The organism is Lichenibacterium minor (assembly GCF_004137685.1).
GTDB lineage: Bacteria > Pseudomonadota > Alphaproteobacteria > Rhizobiales > Beijerinckiaceae > Lichenihabitans > Lichenihabitans minor.
This window is the reverse complement of sequence record NZ_QYBB01000036.1, coordinates 28393-44769: the sequence shown is the minus strand read 5'-3', so window position 1 is coordinate 44769 and position 16377 is coordinate 28393. Positions and strand designations below refer to the sequence as shown.

Annotated in this window: 16 protein-coding genes; 12 read left to right on the top strand and 4 right to left on the bottom strand. The window is 72.5% G+C overall.

Annotation, left to right across the window (positions count from 1 at the left end):
- Window positions 1–381 precede the first annotated feature (381 nt).
- The 4 genes from D3273_RS21515 to D3273_RS21500 are packed head-to-tail and all read left to right on the top strand — an operon-like array spanning window position 382 to window position 4284.
- Window positions 382–1218: a GNAT family N-acetyltransferase gene (locus D3273_RS21515; RefSeq protein ID WP_165359607.1), complete on the top strand. Its 837-nt coding sequence runs from the start codon at window positions 382–384 to the stop codon at window positions 1216–1218.
- A 35-nt stretch (window positions 1219–1253) separates the two neighbouring features.
- Window positions 1254–2690: an aldehyde dehydrogenase family protein gene (locus D3273_RS21510; RefSeq protein WP_129228948.1), complete on the top strand. Its 1437-nt coding sequence runs from the start codon at window positions 1254–1256 to the stop codon at window positions 2688–2690.
- An 8-nt stretch (window positions 2691–2698) separates the two neighbouring features.
- Window positions 2699–3871: an alanine racemase gene (locus D3273_RS21505; RefSeq protein WP_129228954.1), complete on the top strand. Its 1173-nt coding sequence runs from the start codon at window positions 2699–2701 to the stop codon at window positions 3869–3871.
- 2 nt (window positions 3872–3873) lie between these two features.
- A complete protein-coding gene (locus D3273_RS21500; RefSeq protein WP_129228947.1) occupies window positions 3874–4284 on the top strand; it encodes a RidA family protein in 411 nt (136 codons plus the stop codon).
- Window positions 4285–4384: 100 nt separating this feature from the next.
- Here the strand turns inward: D3273_RS21500 and D3273_RS21495 are convergent, their stop codons facing one another.
- On the bottom strand, window positions 4385–5761 hold the full coding sequence (locus D3273_RS21495) for an aminotransferase class III-fold pyridoxal phosphate-dependent enzyme (protein ID WP_129228946.1): 1377 nt from the start codon (window positions 5759–5761) through the stop codon (window positions 4385–4387).
- Window positions 5762–6014: 253 nt separating this feature from the next.
- Here D3273_RS21495 and D3273_RS21490 point away from each other — a divergent pair, with 253 nt between their 5' ends.
- The 4 genes from D3273_RS21490 to D3273_RS21475 all read left to right on the top strand — a co-directional run bounded on the left by D3273_RS21490 (window position 6015) and on the right by D3273_RS21475 (window position 9952).
- A complete protein-coding gene (locus D3273_RS21490; RefSeq protein WP_129228945.1) occupies window positions 6015–6689 on the top strand; it encodes a haloacid dehalogenase type II in 675 nt (224 codons plus the stop codon).
- A gap of 13 nt (window positions 6690–6702) precedes the next feature.
- The gene (locus tag D3273_RS21485) at window positions 6703–7983 is read left to right on the top strand and encodes an NAD(P)/FAD-dependent oxidoreductase (protein ID WP_129228944.1); all 1281 of its coding nucleotides are present in this window, start codon (window positions 6703–6705) and stop codon (window positions 7981–7983) included.
- 101 nt (window positions 7984–8084) lie between these two features.
- On the top strand, window positions 8085–8777 hold the full coding sequence (locus D3273_RS21480; RefSeq protein WP_245501320.1) for a GntR family transcriptional regulator: 693 nt from the start codon (window positions 8085–8087) through the stop codon (window positions 8775–8777).
- A complete protein-coding gene (locus D3273_RS21475; protein WP_129228942.1) occupies window positions 8774–9952 on the top strand; it encodes an amidohydrolase in 1179 nt (392 codons plus the stop codon). The genes D3273_RS21480 and D3273_RS21475 overlap by 4 nt, the downstream gene beginning before the upstream one ends.
- 3 nt (window positions 9953–9955) lie before the next feature.
- Here D3273_RS21475 and D3273_RS21470 read toward each other — a convergent pair whose 3' ends face one another.
- The 3 genes from D3273_RS21470 to D3273_RS21460 form a co-directional block, all read right to left on the bottom strand.
- Complete coding sequence (locus D3273_RS21470; protein ID WP_129228941.1) at window positions 9956–10447, bottom strand: Lrp/AsnC family transcriptional regulator; 492 nt, start codon at window positions 10445–10447, stop codon at window positions 9956–9958.
- 137 nt (window positions 10448–10584) lie between these two features.
- Window positions 10585–11913, bottom strand: coding sequence for an NAD(P)/FAD-dependent oxidoreductase (locus tag D3273_RS21465; protein WP_129228940.1), 1329 nt, complete (start codon window positions 11911–11913; stop codon window positions 10585–10587).
- A gap of 37 nt (window positions 11914–11950) precedes the next feature.
- Window positions 11951–12568, bottom strand: coding sequence for a helix-turn-helix domain-containing protein (locus tag D3273_RS21460; RefSeq protein ID WP_165359606.1), 618 nt, complete (start codon window positions 12566–12568; stop codon window positions 11951–11953).
- 274 nt (window positions 12569–12842) lie between these two features.
- Here D3273_RS21460 and D3273_RS21455 point away from each other — a divergent pair, with 274 nt between their 5' ends.
- From D3273_RS21455 to D3273_RS21440, 4 genes are read left to right on the top strand one after another with little or no spacing between them, the layout of a single operon-like run.
- Window positions 12843–13802 (top strand): substrate-binding periplasmic protein, encoded by a 960-nt coding sequence (locus D3273_RS21455; RefSeq protein WP_129228938.1) that lies wholly within the window; start codon window positions 12843–12845, stop codon window positions 13800–13802.
- A 59-nt stretch (window positions 13803–13861) separates the two neighbouring features.
- The gene (locus tag D3273_RS21450) at window positions 13862–14686 is read left to right on the top strand and encodes an amino acid ABC transporter ATP-binding protein (RefSeq protein ID WP_129228937.1); all 825 of its coding nucleotides are present in this window, start codon (window positions 13862–13864) and stop codon (window positions 14684–14686) included.
- Window positions 14686–15357 (top strand): amino acid ABC transporter permease, encoded by a 672-nt coding sequence (locus tag D3273_RS21445; RefSeq protein ID WP_129228936.1) that lies wholly within the window; start codon window positions 14686–14688, stop codon window positions 15355–15357. Before D3273_RS21450 ends, D3273_RS21445 begins: the two co-directional genes overlap by 1 nt.
- Window positions 15354–16034, top strand: coding sequence for an amino acid ABC transporter permease (locus tag D3273_RS21440; RefSeq protein WP_129228935.1), 681 nt, complete (start codon window positions 15354–15356; stop codon window positions 16032–16034). Before D3273_RS21445 ends, D3273_RS21440 begins: the two co-directional genes overlap by 4 nt.
- Window positions 16035–16377 lie beyond the last annotated feature (343 nt).

Below are 16377 nucleotides of genomic sequence, written 5' to 3'. Positions count from 1 at the left end.
CCGTGTTCGGCCAGGACCGGGTGAACATGATGAAGATGATGGGGCTGCTGAGCCCGCACCTGAAGGCGATCTGACCCGGTGCGCCCCCGTCTCCCCGCGTCGACGAATGATCGGCGACGCGGGGGGAAACGGGGGAGCGGAAACCGGCGCCAGCACGGCCCGCGCCGGTTTCCGCCGCCACGATGGGCGAGGCCGCCGCCCCCGCCGCGGCATCTTCTGCCGTCCCCGCCGGTCGGAACGGAAGGATCGGTGGGCCGGCCGGCGCGAAGCGATCGTTCATCCGCCGCGATGCCGGATATGGTCGCGGCACGCGGCCGCGCCGCCACACGATCCGGCGGGGGGCGGCCGCGCCCGGTGTGCAGACTCTCGAAAGGGCCGACATTGACCGACGTTCCGCGCCTTCGCGCCCTGTCGCGCGCCGACCTCGCTGCGGCCCACGGGCTGTCCGTCGACGTGGGCTGGCCGCACCGGCTGGACGATTGGCGCCTGTTTCTCGAGGTCGGCCACGGCATCGTGGCCGTCGACGAACGCGACAGGGTGACGGCCACCGGCATGTGGTGGCCCTTCGGCGACGGGCTCGCCACGATCGGCATGGTGATCGTCGCGCCCGCCCTGCAGGGCAGGGGCATCGGTCGCAGCCTGATGCGGACCCTCATCGAGGCCGCCGGCGACCGGACCGTCCGCCTCACCGCCACCCCGGCTGGCCGCCCGCTCTACGAGTCGCTGGGGTTCCGCGTCACGGGCTCCAACGACCAGCACCACGGCATCGCCGACGCGGCCGTGGCGGCCGAAACCCCGGCGCGGGCCGCCGAAGACCGGGACTGGGCCGCCATCGCGGCGCTGGACGCCGCGGCGGTCGGCGGCGACCGCACCGCGCTGCTCCGGACCCTGCGGGCCGTCGGCACCGCAACCGTGCTGGAACGCGACGGACGGGTCGGCGGCTATGCGATCTGCCGGCCCTTCGGGCGAGGGCACGTGGTCGGCCCGATCGTGTGCGCGGACGACGCCGGGGCGATCGCCCTGGCGACCCCGCATGTGCGGGCCCACGACGGCCGCTTCCTCCGGGTGGACGCGCCGGGCGGCGACGGGCCCTTCACGGCGTTTCTCGCCGCCTGCGGCCTGGCGAACGTCGACCGCAGCGTGCGGATGACGCGGGGGACCCCGGGCGAGCCCGGCGCCGTCGCGGCCTTCGCGCTGGCCAGCCAGGCCCTCGGTTGAGGCGAGCCGCCCCCTCAGGATCGAAGGTCGCCCCCATGCCGAACCCCCACGCGGACCATTTCTACATCGACGGGTCCTGGCGCCCGTCGTCGACGCCCGACAGGCTGCCGGTCGTCGATCCCGCGTCCGAGGAGGTTTTCGGCGCCGTCGCGGCCGGGGGCGAGGCGGATGTCGCCCTGGCGGTGGCGGCCGCACGGCGCGCCTTTCCCGCCTTCTCGTCCACCCCCGTGGCGGAGCGCATCGCCCTGCTGACCCGGGTCGGCGACCTGATCGAACGCAGGGCGGGCCTGTTCGCCGACGCCATGGTGCGGGAGATGGGCGTGGCGATCGGCTTCGCCGCCGCCGCGCAGGTGCCGTTCGGCGTCGCGCATGTGCGCGTGGCGGCCGACGTCCTCCGCCGCTTCAGCTTCATCGCGCGGCACGGCACGACCGCGACCGTCAAGGAGCCGATCGGGGTCTGCGCGCTGATCACGCCCTGGAACTGGCCCCTCTACCAGATCACCGCCAAGGTGGCTCCGGCCATCGCGGCCGGATGCACGATCGTGCTGAAGCCGAGCGAGCTGTCGCCCTTCAGCGCCCTGCTGTTCGCCGAGGTCATGCACGATGCCGGCGTGCCGCCCGGCGTCTTCAACCTCGTCAACGGCACCGGTGCCGTCGTGGGGGCCGCCCTGTCGGCCCATCCGGACGTCGACATGGTCTCCATCACGGGGTCGACCCGGGCCGGCGTGCTGGTGGCCCAGGCGGCGGACCCCACGGTCAAGCGGGTCGTGCAGGAACTCGGCGGCAAGTCGCCCAACGTGTTCCTGGAGGATGCCGACTTCGCGGCCTCGGTCGGCAAGGGCGTGCTGGCGGCCTTCCGCAACGTCGGCCAGTCTTGCAGCGCGCCGACCCGCATGCTGGTCCCCGCCGCGCGGCTCGCCGAGGTGGAAGCGCTGGCGGCCGCGGCGGCGGCGCAGATCGTCGTGGGCGATCCACGCCGGCCCGAAACCACCCTGGGCCCGATCGCCAACGGCGCGCAGTTCGAGCGCGTGCAGGCGATGATCCGCTCGGGGCTCGACGAGGGGGCGAAGCTCGTCTGCGGCGGCCTCGGCCGCCCGGCCTCGCTCAACCGCGGCTTCTACGCCAAGCCGACGGTGTTCTCGGACGTGGACCCGGGCATGAGGATCGCGCGGGAGGAGATCTTCGGCCCGGTCCTGTCCGTCATCCCCTACCGGGACGAGGAAGACGCGCTGCGCATCGCCAACGACACCGTCTACGGCCTCGGCGCGCATGTGCAGTCCCGCGACCTCGACCGCGCCCGCCGCTTCGCGGGCCGCATCCGGGCCGGCCAGGTCCACATCAACGGTCCGGCCTGGGACGGCGAGGCGGCCTTCGGCGGCTACAAGCGGTCCGGCAACGGCCGGGAATACGGCGCCTTCGGGCTCGAAGAATATCTCGAAACCAAGTCCATCCTCGGCTACGGGGCACCATGATGAGCGCGATGGAGCAGGCCGCGGCGGCGCGCGGCGAGGCGCGGCCCGACACGCTGCACGGGGTGGACACGCCCTGCCTCGTCCTCGACGTCGCCAGGATGGAGAACAACGTCGCCCGGCTGCGGGGGCGGCTCGGCCCCTCCGGCGTGTCCCTGCGCCCGCACCTCAAGACCGCGAAATCGGTCGAGGTGGCGCGGCGGGTCATGGCCTCGCCGGCCGGCCCCGCCACGGTGTCGACGCTGATGGAGGCCGAGCGGTTCGCCGCCGCGGGCGTGCGCGACATCACCTATGCCGTCGGCATCGCCCCCGCCAAGCTCGGGCGCGTCCTGGACCTGCGGTCCCGTGGCGCCGACGTCGCCGTGGTGCTCGACACGGTCGAGCAGGCGGTGGCGGTGGCGGCCGCGTCGCGCGCCGCCGGCGACCGCATCCCGGCCCTGATCGAGGTCGACTGCGACGGCCACCGCTCCGGCGTGCTGCCCGGGGACGTCCACGGCCTCGTCGCGATCGGCCGCGCGCTCGGCGAAGGCGCCGAGCTGCGCGGGGTGATGACCCATGCCGGCGAAAGCTATTCGGCGCGGGGCCCCGAAGCGCTCCGCCGCTGCGCCGAAGGGGAGCGGCGCGCCGTGGTGGACGCGGCCGCGATCCTGCGCGGCGCCGGGCTGCCGTGCCCCGTCGTCAGCGTCGGCTCGACGCCGACGGCCTTCGCGGCCGAGGATTTCACGGGCGTCACGGAGGTGCGGGCCGGCGTGTTCGTGTTCTTCGACCTCGTCATGGCGGGCATCGGAGCCTGCACGGTCGGCGATGTGGCGGTTTCGGTGCTGGCCACGGTGATCGGCCATCGGCGCGACAAGGGCTGGATTCTCGTCGACGCCGGCTGGATGGCGATGTCGCGCGACCGCGGCACGTCCCGGCAGGCCGTCGACCAGGGCTACGGCCTGGTCTGCGACATCGGAGGCGAACCCTATGGCGACCTCGTCGTGGTGGACGCCAACCAGGAGCACGGGATCGTGGCGGTGCGCCCCGGATCGGGCGGCGCGCTGCCCGACCTCGCCATCGGCGACCGCGTCCGCATCCTGCCGAACCACGCCTGCGCGACGGGCGCGCAGCATCGGGAATACCGCGTCGTGCGCGGCGCGTCGCCGGCCGTCGAGGCGACGTGGGACAGGTTCGGAGGATGGTGAGCATGGACGACATCGTCGAGGTCGCCACCGCGGCCGCACCGGCCCCGGCGGGCCATTACGCGCAGGGCATGTCGGGCGGCGGCCACCTCTACATCTCGGGCCAGCTCCCCGTCCGCCCCGACGGGACGCGGGATCCCGGCGGGGATTTCGAATCCCAGGCGCGGCAGGCCGTCGGCAACATGCTGGCGATCCTGGACGCCGCGGGCGGCACGCCGCGCCACCTGCTCAAGGTCACGGCCTACATCGTCGGCGTCGCCAACTGGCCGCGCTTCAACGCCGTCTACGCCGCCCTGCTGCCGGACGCCCGCCCCGCCCGCACCGTCGTGCCGGTCACCGAACTCCACCACGGCTTCCTCGTCGAGGTCGACGCCGTGGCGCTGGTGCCGGAGCGCGGGGCCGCCCCCGCCCCCTAGCGCCGTGGCGGCCCGCTCTCGCCCACCGCGCCGGCCCGGGCCTTCCGGTTCGGCGGGCACCGCCGCGCGGTCGGGCGGCGGTGCCTGAGCGCGGTCCGCTTCAACGCACCGCCGCCCGGACCTCGGGGTCGTCGAGCACCGCGGCGAGCGTGGCCTCCAGGCGCGCGACCAGGATGTCGATGTCGTCCTCGGTGCAGCACAGCGGCGGCGCGAAGCCGACCATGTCGTCGGCGAAGGCGCGGAAGATCAGACGGTTCTCGATCCCGGCCGCGGCGAGCTTGCCGGCGATGCCGAGCGCACGGTCGGGCTTGGCCTTGCTCGCCTTGTCGGTGACGAGCTCGAGCCCCTGCAGCATGCCGCGGCCGCGGACCTCGCCGACCAGCGGGTGGTCGGCGAAGGCGGACAGGCGCCGGGCGAGGTGGGCGCCCACGCGCCGGCCCTGCGCCAGCAGGCCGCCCTCGTAGAGGTCCATCACGGCGAGGCCGACGGCGGCGCTGACCGGGTGGGCCGAATAGGTCAGGCCGTGGCCGATCGTGGCCCCCTCGGGGCTGCCGTCGCGGATGGCGCGGTAGACGGCGTCCGACATCAGCACCGCGCCCATCGGCACGTAGCCGGAGGTCAGCCCCTTGGCCACCGTCATCATGTCGGGGACGATCCCCTCGTCCTCGCAGGCGAACATCGGCCCCGTGCGGCCGAACCCGGTGATGACCTCGTCGGCGACGAACAGGATGCCGAGCGCGCGGCAGGCTTCGCGCATCGCCGGCAGCCAGCCCTTTGGCGGCACGATGATGCCGCCCGAGCCCGTGATCGGCTCGCAGAAGAAGGCCGCGACCTTGTCCGCCCCGATCTCCTCGACCTTGGCGTGGAACTCGGCCAGCGACGCCGCGACGATCGCCCCGGCGTCGGGGCCGGCCGGGTTGCGGTAGGGGTAGGGGTTCGAGATGTGGTGCTGCCAGGGCAGCGGCAGGTCCGAGTCGCGGTGGAAGGCCGGCAGGCCCGTGATGCCGGCGCCCGTCGTCGACGAACCGTGGTAGCCCCGCGCGAGCGAGATCACGTGCCGCCGCTCCGGCGTGCCCTGGGCGTGCATGTAGAAGCGGATGAAGCGCACCACGCTGTCGATGGCGTCCGAGCCGCCGAGCGTGAAGAAGACGTGGTCGAGGTCGCCGGGCGCGTGCGCCGCCAGCCGCGCCGCCAGCCGGATCGAGGGCTCGGCCGCGTAGCCGAAATAGCCCGTCGCGTAGGGCAGCCGCATCATCTGCTCGGTCGCGGCCGCGACCACGCTGCGCTGGCCGTAGCCGACGTTGACGCACCACAGCCCCGAGAAGCCGTCGAGCAGGGTGCGGCCCGACGCGTCCGTGAGGTAGGCGCCCTCGCCGGACGCCAGCACGTGGGGCCCGCGGGCCTCGTGGTCGCGCCACGACATCACCGGGTGGATCAGGTGGGCGCGATCGAGTTCGGCGAGGTCGTTGGCCAGCATGACGGAGATCCGATCGGTCGGGACGGCACGGATTATCGGGCCGGGCGCCGGAAGATGCTGCGGATCTGCCGGGGCGTCGCGGCAGGTCGTGCCGAAGGCGAAGGCGGTTCGCGGCATCTGCCATCGTCCCCCGCGGCCCGCCCCCCGCGGCGGCCCGGTCCGCCCGATCGTAGGATTGTTGACAATCCGGAGGCGGGACGGTCCACTCCGGGGATCGAGGCCGAGCGCCGGCCTCCCAGGCCCCCGGATCGCCATGACCCCCCCGACCTTCACGCCGAAATACATATCCTTCGACTGCTACGGCACGCTGACCCGGTTCCGCATGACCGACATGGCCCGGACGCTGTGCGCCGACCGCATCGGGGCGGACCGCATGTCGGCGTTCACGGGCGACTTCGCCAATTACCGGCGGGACGAGGTCATGGGCGCCTGGAAGCCCTACGCGGAGGTGATCGGCAACGCGCTGCGGCGCGCCTGCGAGCGCCACGGCGTGCCCTACCGCGACGCCGACGGCGCGGCCATCTACGAGGCGGTGCCGAGCTGGGGGCCGCACGACGACGTGCCGGCGGGCCTGTCCGCGATCGCCGGCAAGATCCCGCTGGTGATCCTGTCCAACGCCATGGACGCGCAGATCCACAGCAACGTCGCCAAGCTCGGCGCCCCGTTCCACCGCGTCTACACGGCCGAACAGGCCGGGGCCTACAAGCCCCGCTATCAGGCCTTCGAATACATGCTCGACCAGCTCGGCGCCAAGCCCGAGGAGATGATGCACGTGTCGTCGAGCTTCCGCTACGACCAGATGACCGCCTACGACCTGCACTTCGGCGCCCGCGTGTGGGTGGCGCGCGGGCACGACCCCCGCATCCCGCATTACGTCACCCACGAGATCGCCGACATCGGCGGCCTCGCGGGATGCTGCGGCCTTTGAGGCGGGCCCGCCGGTGAAGCTCGCATCCTACTGGCACGACACGGCGGCGCCCTTCACCGGCGCCACGCCGGGGCCGATCGGGGGCCGCGTCGACGTCGCGGTGGTGGGCGGCGGCTTCACGGGCCTGTCGGCCGCCCTGGCCCTGGCGAAGCGCGGCGCCAGCGTGGCGCTCCTCGAGGCCGACCACGTCGGGGCCGGCGCTTCGGGCCGCAACGGGGGGCAATGCAACAACGGCTTCTTCCAGGACTTCGCCACCATGGAGGCCCGCTTCGGCTTCGGGCGGGCCGTGGCGCTCTACCGCGCCTTCGACGACGCCGTCGACACGGTCGAGCGCATCGTGGCCGAGGAGGGGATCGATTGCGATTTCGGGCGCACCGGGAAGCTCAAGCTCGCCGCCAAGCCCGAGCACTACGACAAGCTCGCCCGCGCCCGCGACGCGCTCCACCGCGGCGCCGACCCCGACGTGCGCCTGGTGCCGCGCGACGCGCTGGGGGACGAGCTGGGCTCGGGCGGCTTCCACGGCGGGCTGCTCTACCCGAAGTCCGGCAGCATGCACATGGGCCGCTACGTGGTGGGCCTCGCCGAGGCCGCGGTGCGGCGCGGCGCCCGCATCCACGAGCAGGCTCCCGTTCGGCGCCTGAAGCGCATCGGCCGCACCGACGCGCACGACGTCGAGACGGCGCGCGGCACGCTGCGCGCCGGACAGGTCCTGCTCGCCACGGGTCCCTCCATGTCGGGACCCTTCTTCCGCTACCGGCGCCGCATCGTGCCGATCGGCAGCTTCATCGTGGTGACCGAGCCGCTGCCCCGCGCGACGCTCGACGCCCTGATGCCGCGCCGGCGCATGTGCACCACCACGCAGACGGTCGGCCACTACTTCCGCGCCACGCCGGACGACCGCCTGCTCTTCGGCGGCCGGGCGCGCTTCGCCCTGTCGAGCGCCACGTCGGACGCGAAGAGCGGCCGCATCCTCGAAGCCGGCATGCTGAAGGTTTTCCCCGGGCTCGCCGGCACGCGCCTCGACTGGTGCTGGGGGGGCATCGTCGACATGACCCAGGACCGCCTGCCCCGGGCGGGGCAGCACGACGGGCTCTATTATTCCATGGGCTACAGCGGCCACGGCACGCAGATGGCGACCCACATGGGCCAGGCGATGGCGGCCGTGATGGCGGGCGATCGCGACGCCAACCCGTGGGGCGGGATGCCGTGGCCCGCCATCAGGGGGCATTTCGGGCCGCCCTGGTTCCTGCCCCTCGTCGGCGCCTGGTACAAGCTGCAGGACCGGCTCCATTGAAGGCCTGCTTCCCCCGCGGCTCGGCCACCTTCGTCGCGGCTTGCCCGCCGATCGCCCGAACGGGGCTGCGGCGCAGCGCCGTTCCGATGGTCGAACGGGTCTTGAGCCTCGCCCCGAGCCTTTCGCGCCTGCCCCGCGTCACCCTGTCGGGCCAGGTCGCGGGCGCGATGCGGGACGCCGTGCTGTCGGGGCTCTTCCGGCCCGGCCAGCAGATGAACGAGGCCGACCTCGCGACCCGCTTCGCGGTCAGCCGCGGCCCCGTGCGGGAAGCCATGCAGCGGCTCGTGCAGGAAGGGCTTCTGGTCGGGCATCCGCATCGCGGGGTCTTCGTGGTCGAACTGACGGAGGCCGACCTCGCCGACGTGTACCTCGCCCGCGAAGCCATCGAGGGGGCGGCGCTCCGACGCATCGCGGCCCTGCCCGACCGCGCCGCGCTGCGCCTGCGGCTCGCCGCCGAGGCGGAGCGCATGGCCGAGGCCGTCGCGGCCGAGAACTGGCGCGAGGTCGCGGACGCCGACCTCGCCTTCCACCGCGCCCTGGTCGACGCGGCCGCGAGCCCGCGCCTGTCCCGCATGTTCGACACCGTCCAGGCCGAGACCCGCCTGTGCCTCCATCTCCTGATGGCCGGCTATCGGTCGAGCGCCGAACTCGCCGCCGAGCACCGCCGCCTGGCCGCGCTGGCGACGGGCGACGACCTCGCGGCCGCGCAGGCCGAACTCGGCCGCCACCTCGCCGATCCCATCCACATCCTGCGCCGCATCGGCGCCCCGGGGTCCGGAGCCTCCGCACCATGACGCTGCACGCTTCCCTCGATGCCGCCGCCCTCGACGGGCTGGTCGCCCTGCGGCGGGACCTCCACGCCCATCCGGAGCTGCGCTTCGAGGAACGCCGCACGGCGGGCATCGTGGCGGGCCGCTTGGCCGCGCTCGGCCTCGAGGTCCACAGCGGCCTCGGCGGCACCGGCGTGGTGGGGACCATCCGCGGCGAGGGGCCGGGCGCGATCCTGCTGCGCGCCGACATGGACGCCCTGCCCATCGCCGAGGAAAGCGGCGTCGCCCACGCGTCCCGGCACCCGGGCCGGATGCACGCCTGCGGGCACGACGGCCATGTCGCCATGCTGCTCGGCGCCGCGGACGCGCTGGCGCGCGGGCCGAAGCCGGGGGGCACCGTGCATCTCGTGTTCCAGCCCGGCGAGGAGGGCGGCGCCGGCGCGTTGCGCATGATCGAGGACGGACTCCTCGACCTTTTCCCGGTGGAGGCCTGCTTCGGGCTGCACAATTGGCCGACCCTGCCCATCGGCCATTTCGGGATCTGCGCCGGGCCCGTCATGGCGGCCGGCGTCCGCTTCACGATCCTGATCGAGGGGCGCGGCGGCCACGCGGCCCAGCCGCATCTGGCCGTCGACCCCATCCCGGTGGGCTGCGCGCTGGTCGGCCAGCTGCAGACGCTGGTGTCGCGCCGCACCGACCCCTTGGCGGCGGCGGTGCTGTCGGTGTGCATGTTCAACGCGGGCTCGTCCGACAACGTGCTGCCGTCGTCCGCGGAGATCCGCGGCACCCTCCGCACGCTCGACGGGGACGTGATGGCCCGCCTGCGGGACGGCATGGCGGCCCTGGTCGAGGGCGTGTCGGCGGCCCACGGCGCGCGGGGCCGGGTGACGTTCCACGGCGCCTATCCGCTGACCGCGAACGCGCCCGCCGAGGCGCGCTTCGCCGCCGAAACGATGCGGCACCTCGTCGGCCCGGACGCCGTCGAGGAGCCGACGCCGCCCAACATGACGTCGGAGGATTTCGGCTTCATGCTGGAACGGCGGCCCGGCGCCTATGCGCTGATCGGCACCGCGGAGCCGGGTCGCCCGTCGCCCGCCCTCCATGCCCCGACCTTCGACTTCAACGACGCCGCCATCCCGCTCGGCGTGGGCTACTGGCTGGGGATCGCGCGCGGCTGGTGGGGACGGGACGCCGCGTGAGCGTCATCGCCGCGGCTCGAACAGCGCCGCGAGCGGCAGGTAGGGCTTCACGATGGGCGACTTGATGACGATATAGCTGAAGTACTTGGCGATGCCGATCTCGCGCCGCAGCAGGTCCTCGACGACCTCCTGGTATTGGCCGACGCCGCGGGTGACGAACTTCAGCAGGTAGTCGTAGCCCCCCGAGATGAGGTGGCACTCGACCAGGGAGTCGACGTTGCGGATCTCGGCTTCGAAGCGGGCGAAGTCCTCGAGCCTGTGGTCGGCGAGCGTGACCTCGGTGAAGATCGATACCGTTTCGCCGAGCTTGGCCAGGTTGATCTGCGCGCCGTAGCCCGTGATGAACCCCGCCTTCTCCAGCCGCTTGACGCGGAGCAGGCAGGGGCTCGCCGACAGGCCGACGGCTTCCGCCAGGGTGACGTTGGTCATGCGGCCCTGGCGCTGGAGCCGGGCCAGGATCTTGAGGTCGATCCGGTCCAGTCTCGGATGGGTCATCGAACCTCTCGGCGCTCCGGCCGGACCGGCCCGCGCGGCGGCAGATTATGCCGCGGCCGCGGGCGGTGCAACGGCGGCCGGTCCCGCCCCATCGGGGCGCGCGACGGGGCCCTTCGGGGGTTGTGGCGCCGCCGGCGTCAGATCATGCCCGGCGCGCCGAGGTCCGTGCCGTCCGTCATGCGGCTGTAGCGGTAGGGGTGGGGATCGACGATCGGCGCGTCGCCGGCCACGAGGTCGGCCGCGAGCCGCCCGGCAGCGGGGCCGATGCCGAAGCCGTGGCCGCTGAAGCCCGCCGACACGAACAGGCCGGGCACGGGCTCGACGGGGGAGATCACCGGGATGGCGTCGGGCGTCATGTCGACCTGGCCGCCCCAGCTCCGCGCCACGGCGATGCCCTTCAGCGTCGGATAAGCGGCGCCCATGCTGGCGAGGCCGGCCTCGATGAGCCTGCGCTCCGGCGGGGGATCGAGCGTGCGGTTCCGCTCGAAGGGGGTTTGCGCATCCATCGACCAGCGTGCGAGGCCCTCCGGCCCGTCGACGAAGGACCTGCCGACCGTGATGGCGAGGCCGGCCCGGCGCTTCTTGAACGTTTGCCAGAAGGGCCCCGCGTAGCGCAGCCCCTGGAGGGACACCTCCATCAAGCCGCGCCCGCTCATGCCGACCGTGAAGCCCCCGTCGAGCCGGCGCCGCAGGGTCACGCCCGGCAGGGCCAGGCCGCCCTCGGTCACGGCGGGGGCCGGGACGGTGGCGAAGGAGGTCGAGCGCACGCTGGCCTGGACGAAACGCAGGCCGTGCCGCCGCATCATGAGCCCCGTCCAGACACCCCCGGCGAGCAGAACGGCGTCGGCCCGCACGAGCCCCCGCTCCGTCACCACGCCCTTGAGGCGCCCGGCTTCCATGTGGAAGCCGCGCACCGCGCAGTTCTGGTGGATGGTGGCGCCCAGCGCCCGCGCGGCTTCGGCCAGCCCCGGCACGGCGAGGCTCGGCTCCGCCCGGCCGTCCGTCGGGGACTGGAGGCCACCGAGCCAGCCGCCGCGGCTGCCGGGCGTCAGGGCCTCGGCCTCGGCGGCCGTCAGCATCCGGGTCTGCATCTGGAACGGCCGCGCGGTCTCGCCCCACCGTTCCCATTCGGCGAGGTCGCCCGGCTTGTCGGTAACGTAGACGAGGCCGGTGCGGCGGAAGCCCAGGTCGCGCCCGGTTTCGGCGGCCAGTTCTTCCCAGCGGCGCAGGCCCCACATGGAAAGCGGCAGTTCGCGCAGGTCCCGGTTCTGCTGGCGGCACCAGCCCCAGTTGCGGCTCGACTGCTCGCCCGACACGACGCCCTTCTCGATCACCGCCACCCGGTGTCCCTTGCGGGCGAGCTCGTAGGCGGCGGCGACGCCGGCGATGCCGGCACCGACGACCACGACATCGACGGCCTGGGGCAGGGCGTCGACGTCGGCGACCGGCTGGACGGGTGGCGACATGGGTTCCTCCTGGGCGGGGACGCGGACTGCCGCGGGATCAGATGTGGCTGTCGAGGACGCTCATGATCCACACGACCTTGGCGGGCTCGGCGTGGGGGTTCGACAAGGCGTGGGGCAGGCTGCTGGGGAACTGGAAGCTGTCGCCCTCGTCGAGGTCGGACACCTCCTGGCCGACGGTCAGCCGGACGCGGCCGTCCGTCACGAGGCCGCCCTTCTCCCCTTCACCGACGATCACGTCCTCGCTGACCCCCCCGGCCGGCAGGGTGATGATCATGAAGCGGAGGTTGCGGTCCTTGCGCGGGGACAGCAGCTCCTTCACGAGCCGGCTTTCGCCCACCACGATCCTGGGCCGGTTCGCGCGGCGCAACACGTGGGCCGAGGACGGGGAGGGCCTGGGCTCCGCGCTCGCGTTCTCGTCCAGCACGTCCCACAGGTTGACGCCGAGCGCCGAGCGCAGGCGCTGCAGGATCTTGATCGACGGGTTGGTGGTGCCGCGTTCGATCTGGCTGATCATGCCCGACGACACGCCCGACCGGTCCGCCAGCTGGGTGATCGTCAGCTTGCGCTCGGTCCGGAACCGCTTCAGCCGCGCTCCGACGTCGACGGAGCCGGCGTCCGGGGAGCCGGGGGGGACGGGTTGCGTGGCGTCGAGCATTCCAGAGCCTTTCATTGAAGAAATTCATTATCGTGATGAGCCCGTCGGGGCAAGCCGGTCGCGGCCCCGGTCGATGCCGCCCGACCTCGGAACGCTGGGTATTGCCGAAGCCAAGGGTGTGTTTGCTTCCCGTTGAGGCAGGATGCGGCCGCCGCGTCGAAGCGCTGTGCAGCCGGCCGAAACCGCAGCCGTCAATTTCAGCATTTCAATATATTGCAAGGGGTCGGGTTCCGTGTAGGCTGCGATTGCAACTGACGCGGTGCGGGAGACGGCGATGAGGACTGGTGTGGACGGGGCGGGACTGACCCGCAGGAGCTTGGTCGGGCGGGCGGCGACCCTCGGTCTCGGCGCGCTGACCGGGCCCACCGCCTTCGCGCCCTGGGCTTTCGCGGCGGCGCCGGCCAGGCCGAAGACCGTGGAGGACGGCTTCATCACCATAGCGATGAGCGGCGCCATGCCGGGCACGGGCATGAAGGACGGTGCCCCCATGGGCACGGACGCCGACATGGTGGCGGCCATCGCCAAGCGCCTCGGCCTCGGCGTGAAGCCCGCCCTGATGGCGTGGTCGGCGACGATCGAGGCCGTGAAGACCGGCCGCGCCGACATCATGTGCGGCGACATGGGCTGGTCCAAGGCGCGGGCCAACGCGCTTCTGCTGACGGACGCCATCTATTACGACAGCAACTACATCACGATGAAGAAGGGCAGGTCGGCGGGCGCCTACATCGACGTCTCCGACCTCGCGGGGCACCGCGTGGGGACCGGCAACGGCTACGATTATGTCCCCGACCTGAAGAAGGTCCCGAACATCGACCTGAAGCTCTACGACAACGACGACGCCTGCCTTCGCGACCTCGAGGCCGGCCGGATCGACTATGCGGTGCTCGACGGGACCACCATCGCCTACGTGCTGCTGCAGAACCCCGATGCCGAGCTGAAGCAGGTCCCGATCACGCCCAACACCCAATACCCGGCCCTGAGCGGCAAGGGACGGGCCGTGATGGGCATGAACATGGAGAACACCGACCTCTTCGACGCCGTCGATGCCGGCGTGAAGTGGCTGTGGGCGTCGAAGACCAACGCGGCCTGCCTCGCCCGCTACGGCCTGTCGAACCCCGACTACATGGTGCCCGCCCCGACGGATCCGCGCATCGGCGTCGACCGGAGTGCCGCCGGCGCCATCCTCGGGCCCGCCGCCCACCAGCCCAAGGACTATTCCTCGTTCTTCGCTTGAGCCGCCTGTGTCCGGGGGCGTCGCCGCGTCCGGACGGCCACCCCCGGAGCCCGTTCGCCATGACCAGTCCCACGACGCCGGCCACGGCGGAGCCGCCCCGGGCGGGACAGCCCCTCGTCAGGATCTCGGGGCTGCACAAGTCATACGGGGCGCTCGACGTGCTGAGGGGCATCGACCTCGACGTCCGTCCCGGCGAGAAGGTGTCGATCATCGGCCCGTCCGGCTCGGGCAAGACCACCATGCTGCGCTGCGTGAACTTCATCGAGCGGCCGACGCGCGGCCACATCGTGATCGACGGCGACCTGCTGGGGCAGAAGCGCGTGGGCGACCGCGTCGTCGACCTCGACGACCGCGCGCTGGCCCGCCAGCGCGCCGGCATCGGCATGGTGTTCCAGCGCTTCAACCTGTTCCCCCACCTCAGCGTGCTGCGCAACGTCACGATCGGCCCCGTCAAGGTCGGCAAGGTGCCGGCCGCCGAGGCCGAGGCCCGCGCGCTGGCCCTGCTCGACAAGGTCGGGCTCGCCAGCAAGGCCCACAGCTACCCCGAACAGCTGTCGGGCGGGCAGCAGCAGCGCGTCGCCATCGCCCGCGCGCTCGCCATGCGGCCCAAGCTGATGCTGTTCGACGAGGCCACCTCGGCGCTCGACCCGGAACTCGTCGGCGAAGTCCTCGGCGTCATGGCGGACCTGGCCGCCGAAGGGATGACGATGCTGATCGTCACGCACGAGATGCAGTTCGCCGAAGACGTGTCCGACCGCGTGATCTTCATGGACGGGGGCGTGGTGGTCGAGGAAGCGCCCCCGGGCCGGCTCTTCCACGCCCCCGAGCACCCCCGCACGCGCGCCTTCCTGAGCGCGGTGCTGGGCAAGCGGCGGGCGCACTGATGGGCGGCTGGCACAGGTTCGTCGACCGCTTCCCGGAGATCGTCCAGCTCCTCCTGACCGGCGCCGTGACGACGGTGGTGGTGACGGTGGGAGGCTTCGCGGTTTCGGTCCTGCTCGGCCTCCTGTTCGGCACGTTCAAGACGTCCCGTTCGCGCGCGCTCCGCGCCGTGGCCCACGTCTACGTCGAGGTGTTCCGCTCCGTCCCGGTGCTGACGCAGCTCTTCATCATCTACTTCGGCCTGGCCTCCGTCGGGATCCGGCTGCCGCCGGTCCCGGCCGCGGTGGTGGGCTTCGGCCTCAACGGCGGCGCCTACCTGACCGAGGTGTTCCGCGCCGGGATCGAGGCGGTGAACCGCGGGCAAAGCGAGGCGGCCCTGGCGATCGGCATGACCAGGCTCATGGCGCTGCGCATCATCGTCATGCCGCAGGCCGTGCGGGTCGTCCTGCCGGCCCTCGCCAATTTCGCCATCGGCCTCCTCAAGGAATCGTCGCTCGCTTCCGCGGTGGCGGCGCCGGAACTGTCCTTCAACGCCGGGATGCTGGTCCGGCAGACCTACCTGTCCACCCAGATCTACGTCTGCGTGGCGATCGTCTACCTCGCGATGAGCTTGCCGCTGTCCTCCGCCAGCCGGGCGCTGGAGCGCCATGTCGCCCGGGGGAAACGCGCATGATCTCGGATGCGACGCTCGACCTCGTCCGCGAATGGCTGCCGGAGCTTCTCGTCGCGGCGGCGCAGACGCTCGAGATGACGGCCCTGGCCTATGCCCTGTCGGTCGTCGCCGGCCTGTTCGTCGCGCTCGGCGAGATGTCGCGCCGGCGCTGGCTCGCGCGCTGCTGCCGGGTCTACATCGAGTTCGTCAGGGGCACCCCGACGCTGACGCAGCTTTTCCTCATCTATTTCGGGCTGCCGGCCTTCGGCATCGTCCTGCCGAGCTTCGGGGCGGCGGTCGTGGCGCTCGGCCTCCACTACGCCGCCTCCATGTCCGAAATCTACCGCGGCGGCATCGCGGCCGTGGATCTGGGCCAGGCGGAGGCGGCCTCGGCGGTCGGCATGACGCGGGCCGAAGCCCTGCGCCACATCGTGCTGCCCCAGGCCCTGCGCGTGATCCTGCCGCCGATGGGCAACAGCCTCGTCTCGCTGCTGAAGGACACGTCGGTCGCGTCCCTCATCGCCGCTCCGGAGCTGATGATGCGGGCCGACGACCTGACGAGCGAATATTACATGCCCATGCAGATCTACCTCGTCACCGGCGTCATGTATTTCATCATGGCCTTTCCGCTGTCGATGGCCGTGCGCTGGCTCGAGCGATCCCTGATCCGCAGCCGGTTGAGGCAGCGGCGGGCCTGAAGCGGGGTCGGGCGGACCGCGGGGTCCGGACCCCGACATGCCCGGATCGTGGGCGGCGCGACGGTCCGCCGTGAGGATTCTTTCCGCAGCGTGCATCGCCATCGCGGCTTGACGCGGAAGATAGTGGACACCTACCATCATCGTGCCAGGACGAGCAGGATACAGGTCGAAACCTCGGCCCATCGCAAGCATCGCGGAGAGTTCCATCCGCGGTGTGGGCGTTCATCCGCGATGAAGGCGCGTGGATAAGCTGTCGCCGTGCCGGTGATGCCGGTCCGCCGCTGGGCCTCGAGTTCCTGCGGCCGGCCGATCGACGTCGCGTTGCTGCGTTCATGTTGTCCCG

Bases quoted from the DNA above. Each gene is read 5' to 3' on its own strand.
- D3273_RS21505 (WP_129228954.1), top strand. From the start codon at position 2,699: ATGGAGCAGGCCGCGGCGGCGCGCGGCGAGGCGCGGCCCGACACGCTG.
- D3273_RS21500 (WP_129228947.1), top strand. From the start codon at position 3,874: ATGGACGACATCGTCGAGGTCGCCACCGCGGCCGCACCGGCCCCGGCG.
- D3273_RS21455 (WP_129228938.1), top strand. From the start codon at position 12,843: ATGAGGACTGGTGTGGACGGGGCGGGACTGACCCGCAGGAGCTTGGTC.
- D3273_RS21470 (WP_129228941.1), bottom strand. From the start codon at position 10,447: ATGACCCATCCGAGACTGGACCGGATCGACCTCAAGATCCTGGCCCGG.
- D3273_RS21450 (WP_129228937.1), top strand. From the start codon at position 13,862: ATGACCAGTCCCACGACGCCGGCCACGGCGGAGCCGCCCCGGGCGGGA.
- D3273_RS21475 (WP_129228942.1), top strand. From the start codon at position 8,774: ATGACGCTGCACGCTTCCCTCGATGCCGCCGCCCTCGACGGGCTGGTC.
- D3273_RS21490 (WP_129228945.1), top strand. From the start codon at position 6,015: ATGACCCCCCCGACCTTCACGCCGAAATACATATCCTTCGACTGCTAC.
- D3273_RS21440 (WP_129228935.1), top strand. From the start codon at position 15,354: ATGATCTCGGATGCGACGCTCGACCTCGTCCGCGAATGGCTGCCGGAG.
- D3273_RS21510 (WP_129228948.1), top strand. From the start codon at position 1,254: ATGCCGAACCCCCACGCGGACCATTTCTACATCGACGGGTCCTGGCGC.
- D3273_RS21445 (WP_129228936.1), top strand. From the start codon at position 14,686: ATGGGCGGCTGGCACAGGTTCGTCGACCGCTTCCCGGAGATCGTCCAG.
- D3273_RS21465 (WP_129228940.1), bottom strand. From the start codon at position 11,913: ATGTCGCCACCCGTCCAGCCGGTCGCCGACGTCGACGCCCTGCCCCAG.
- D3273_RS21495 (WP_129228946.1), bottom strand. From the start codon at position 5,761: ATGCTGGCCAACGACCTCGCCGAACTCGATCGCGCCCACCTGATCCAC.
- D3273_RS21460 (WP_165359606.1), bottom strand. From the start codon at position 12,568: ATGCTCGACGCCACGCAACCCGTCCCCCCCGGCTCCCCGGACGCCGGC.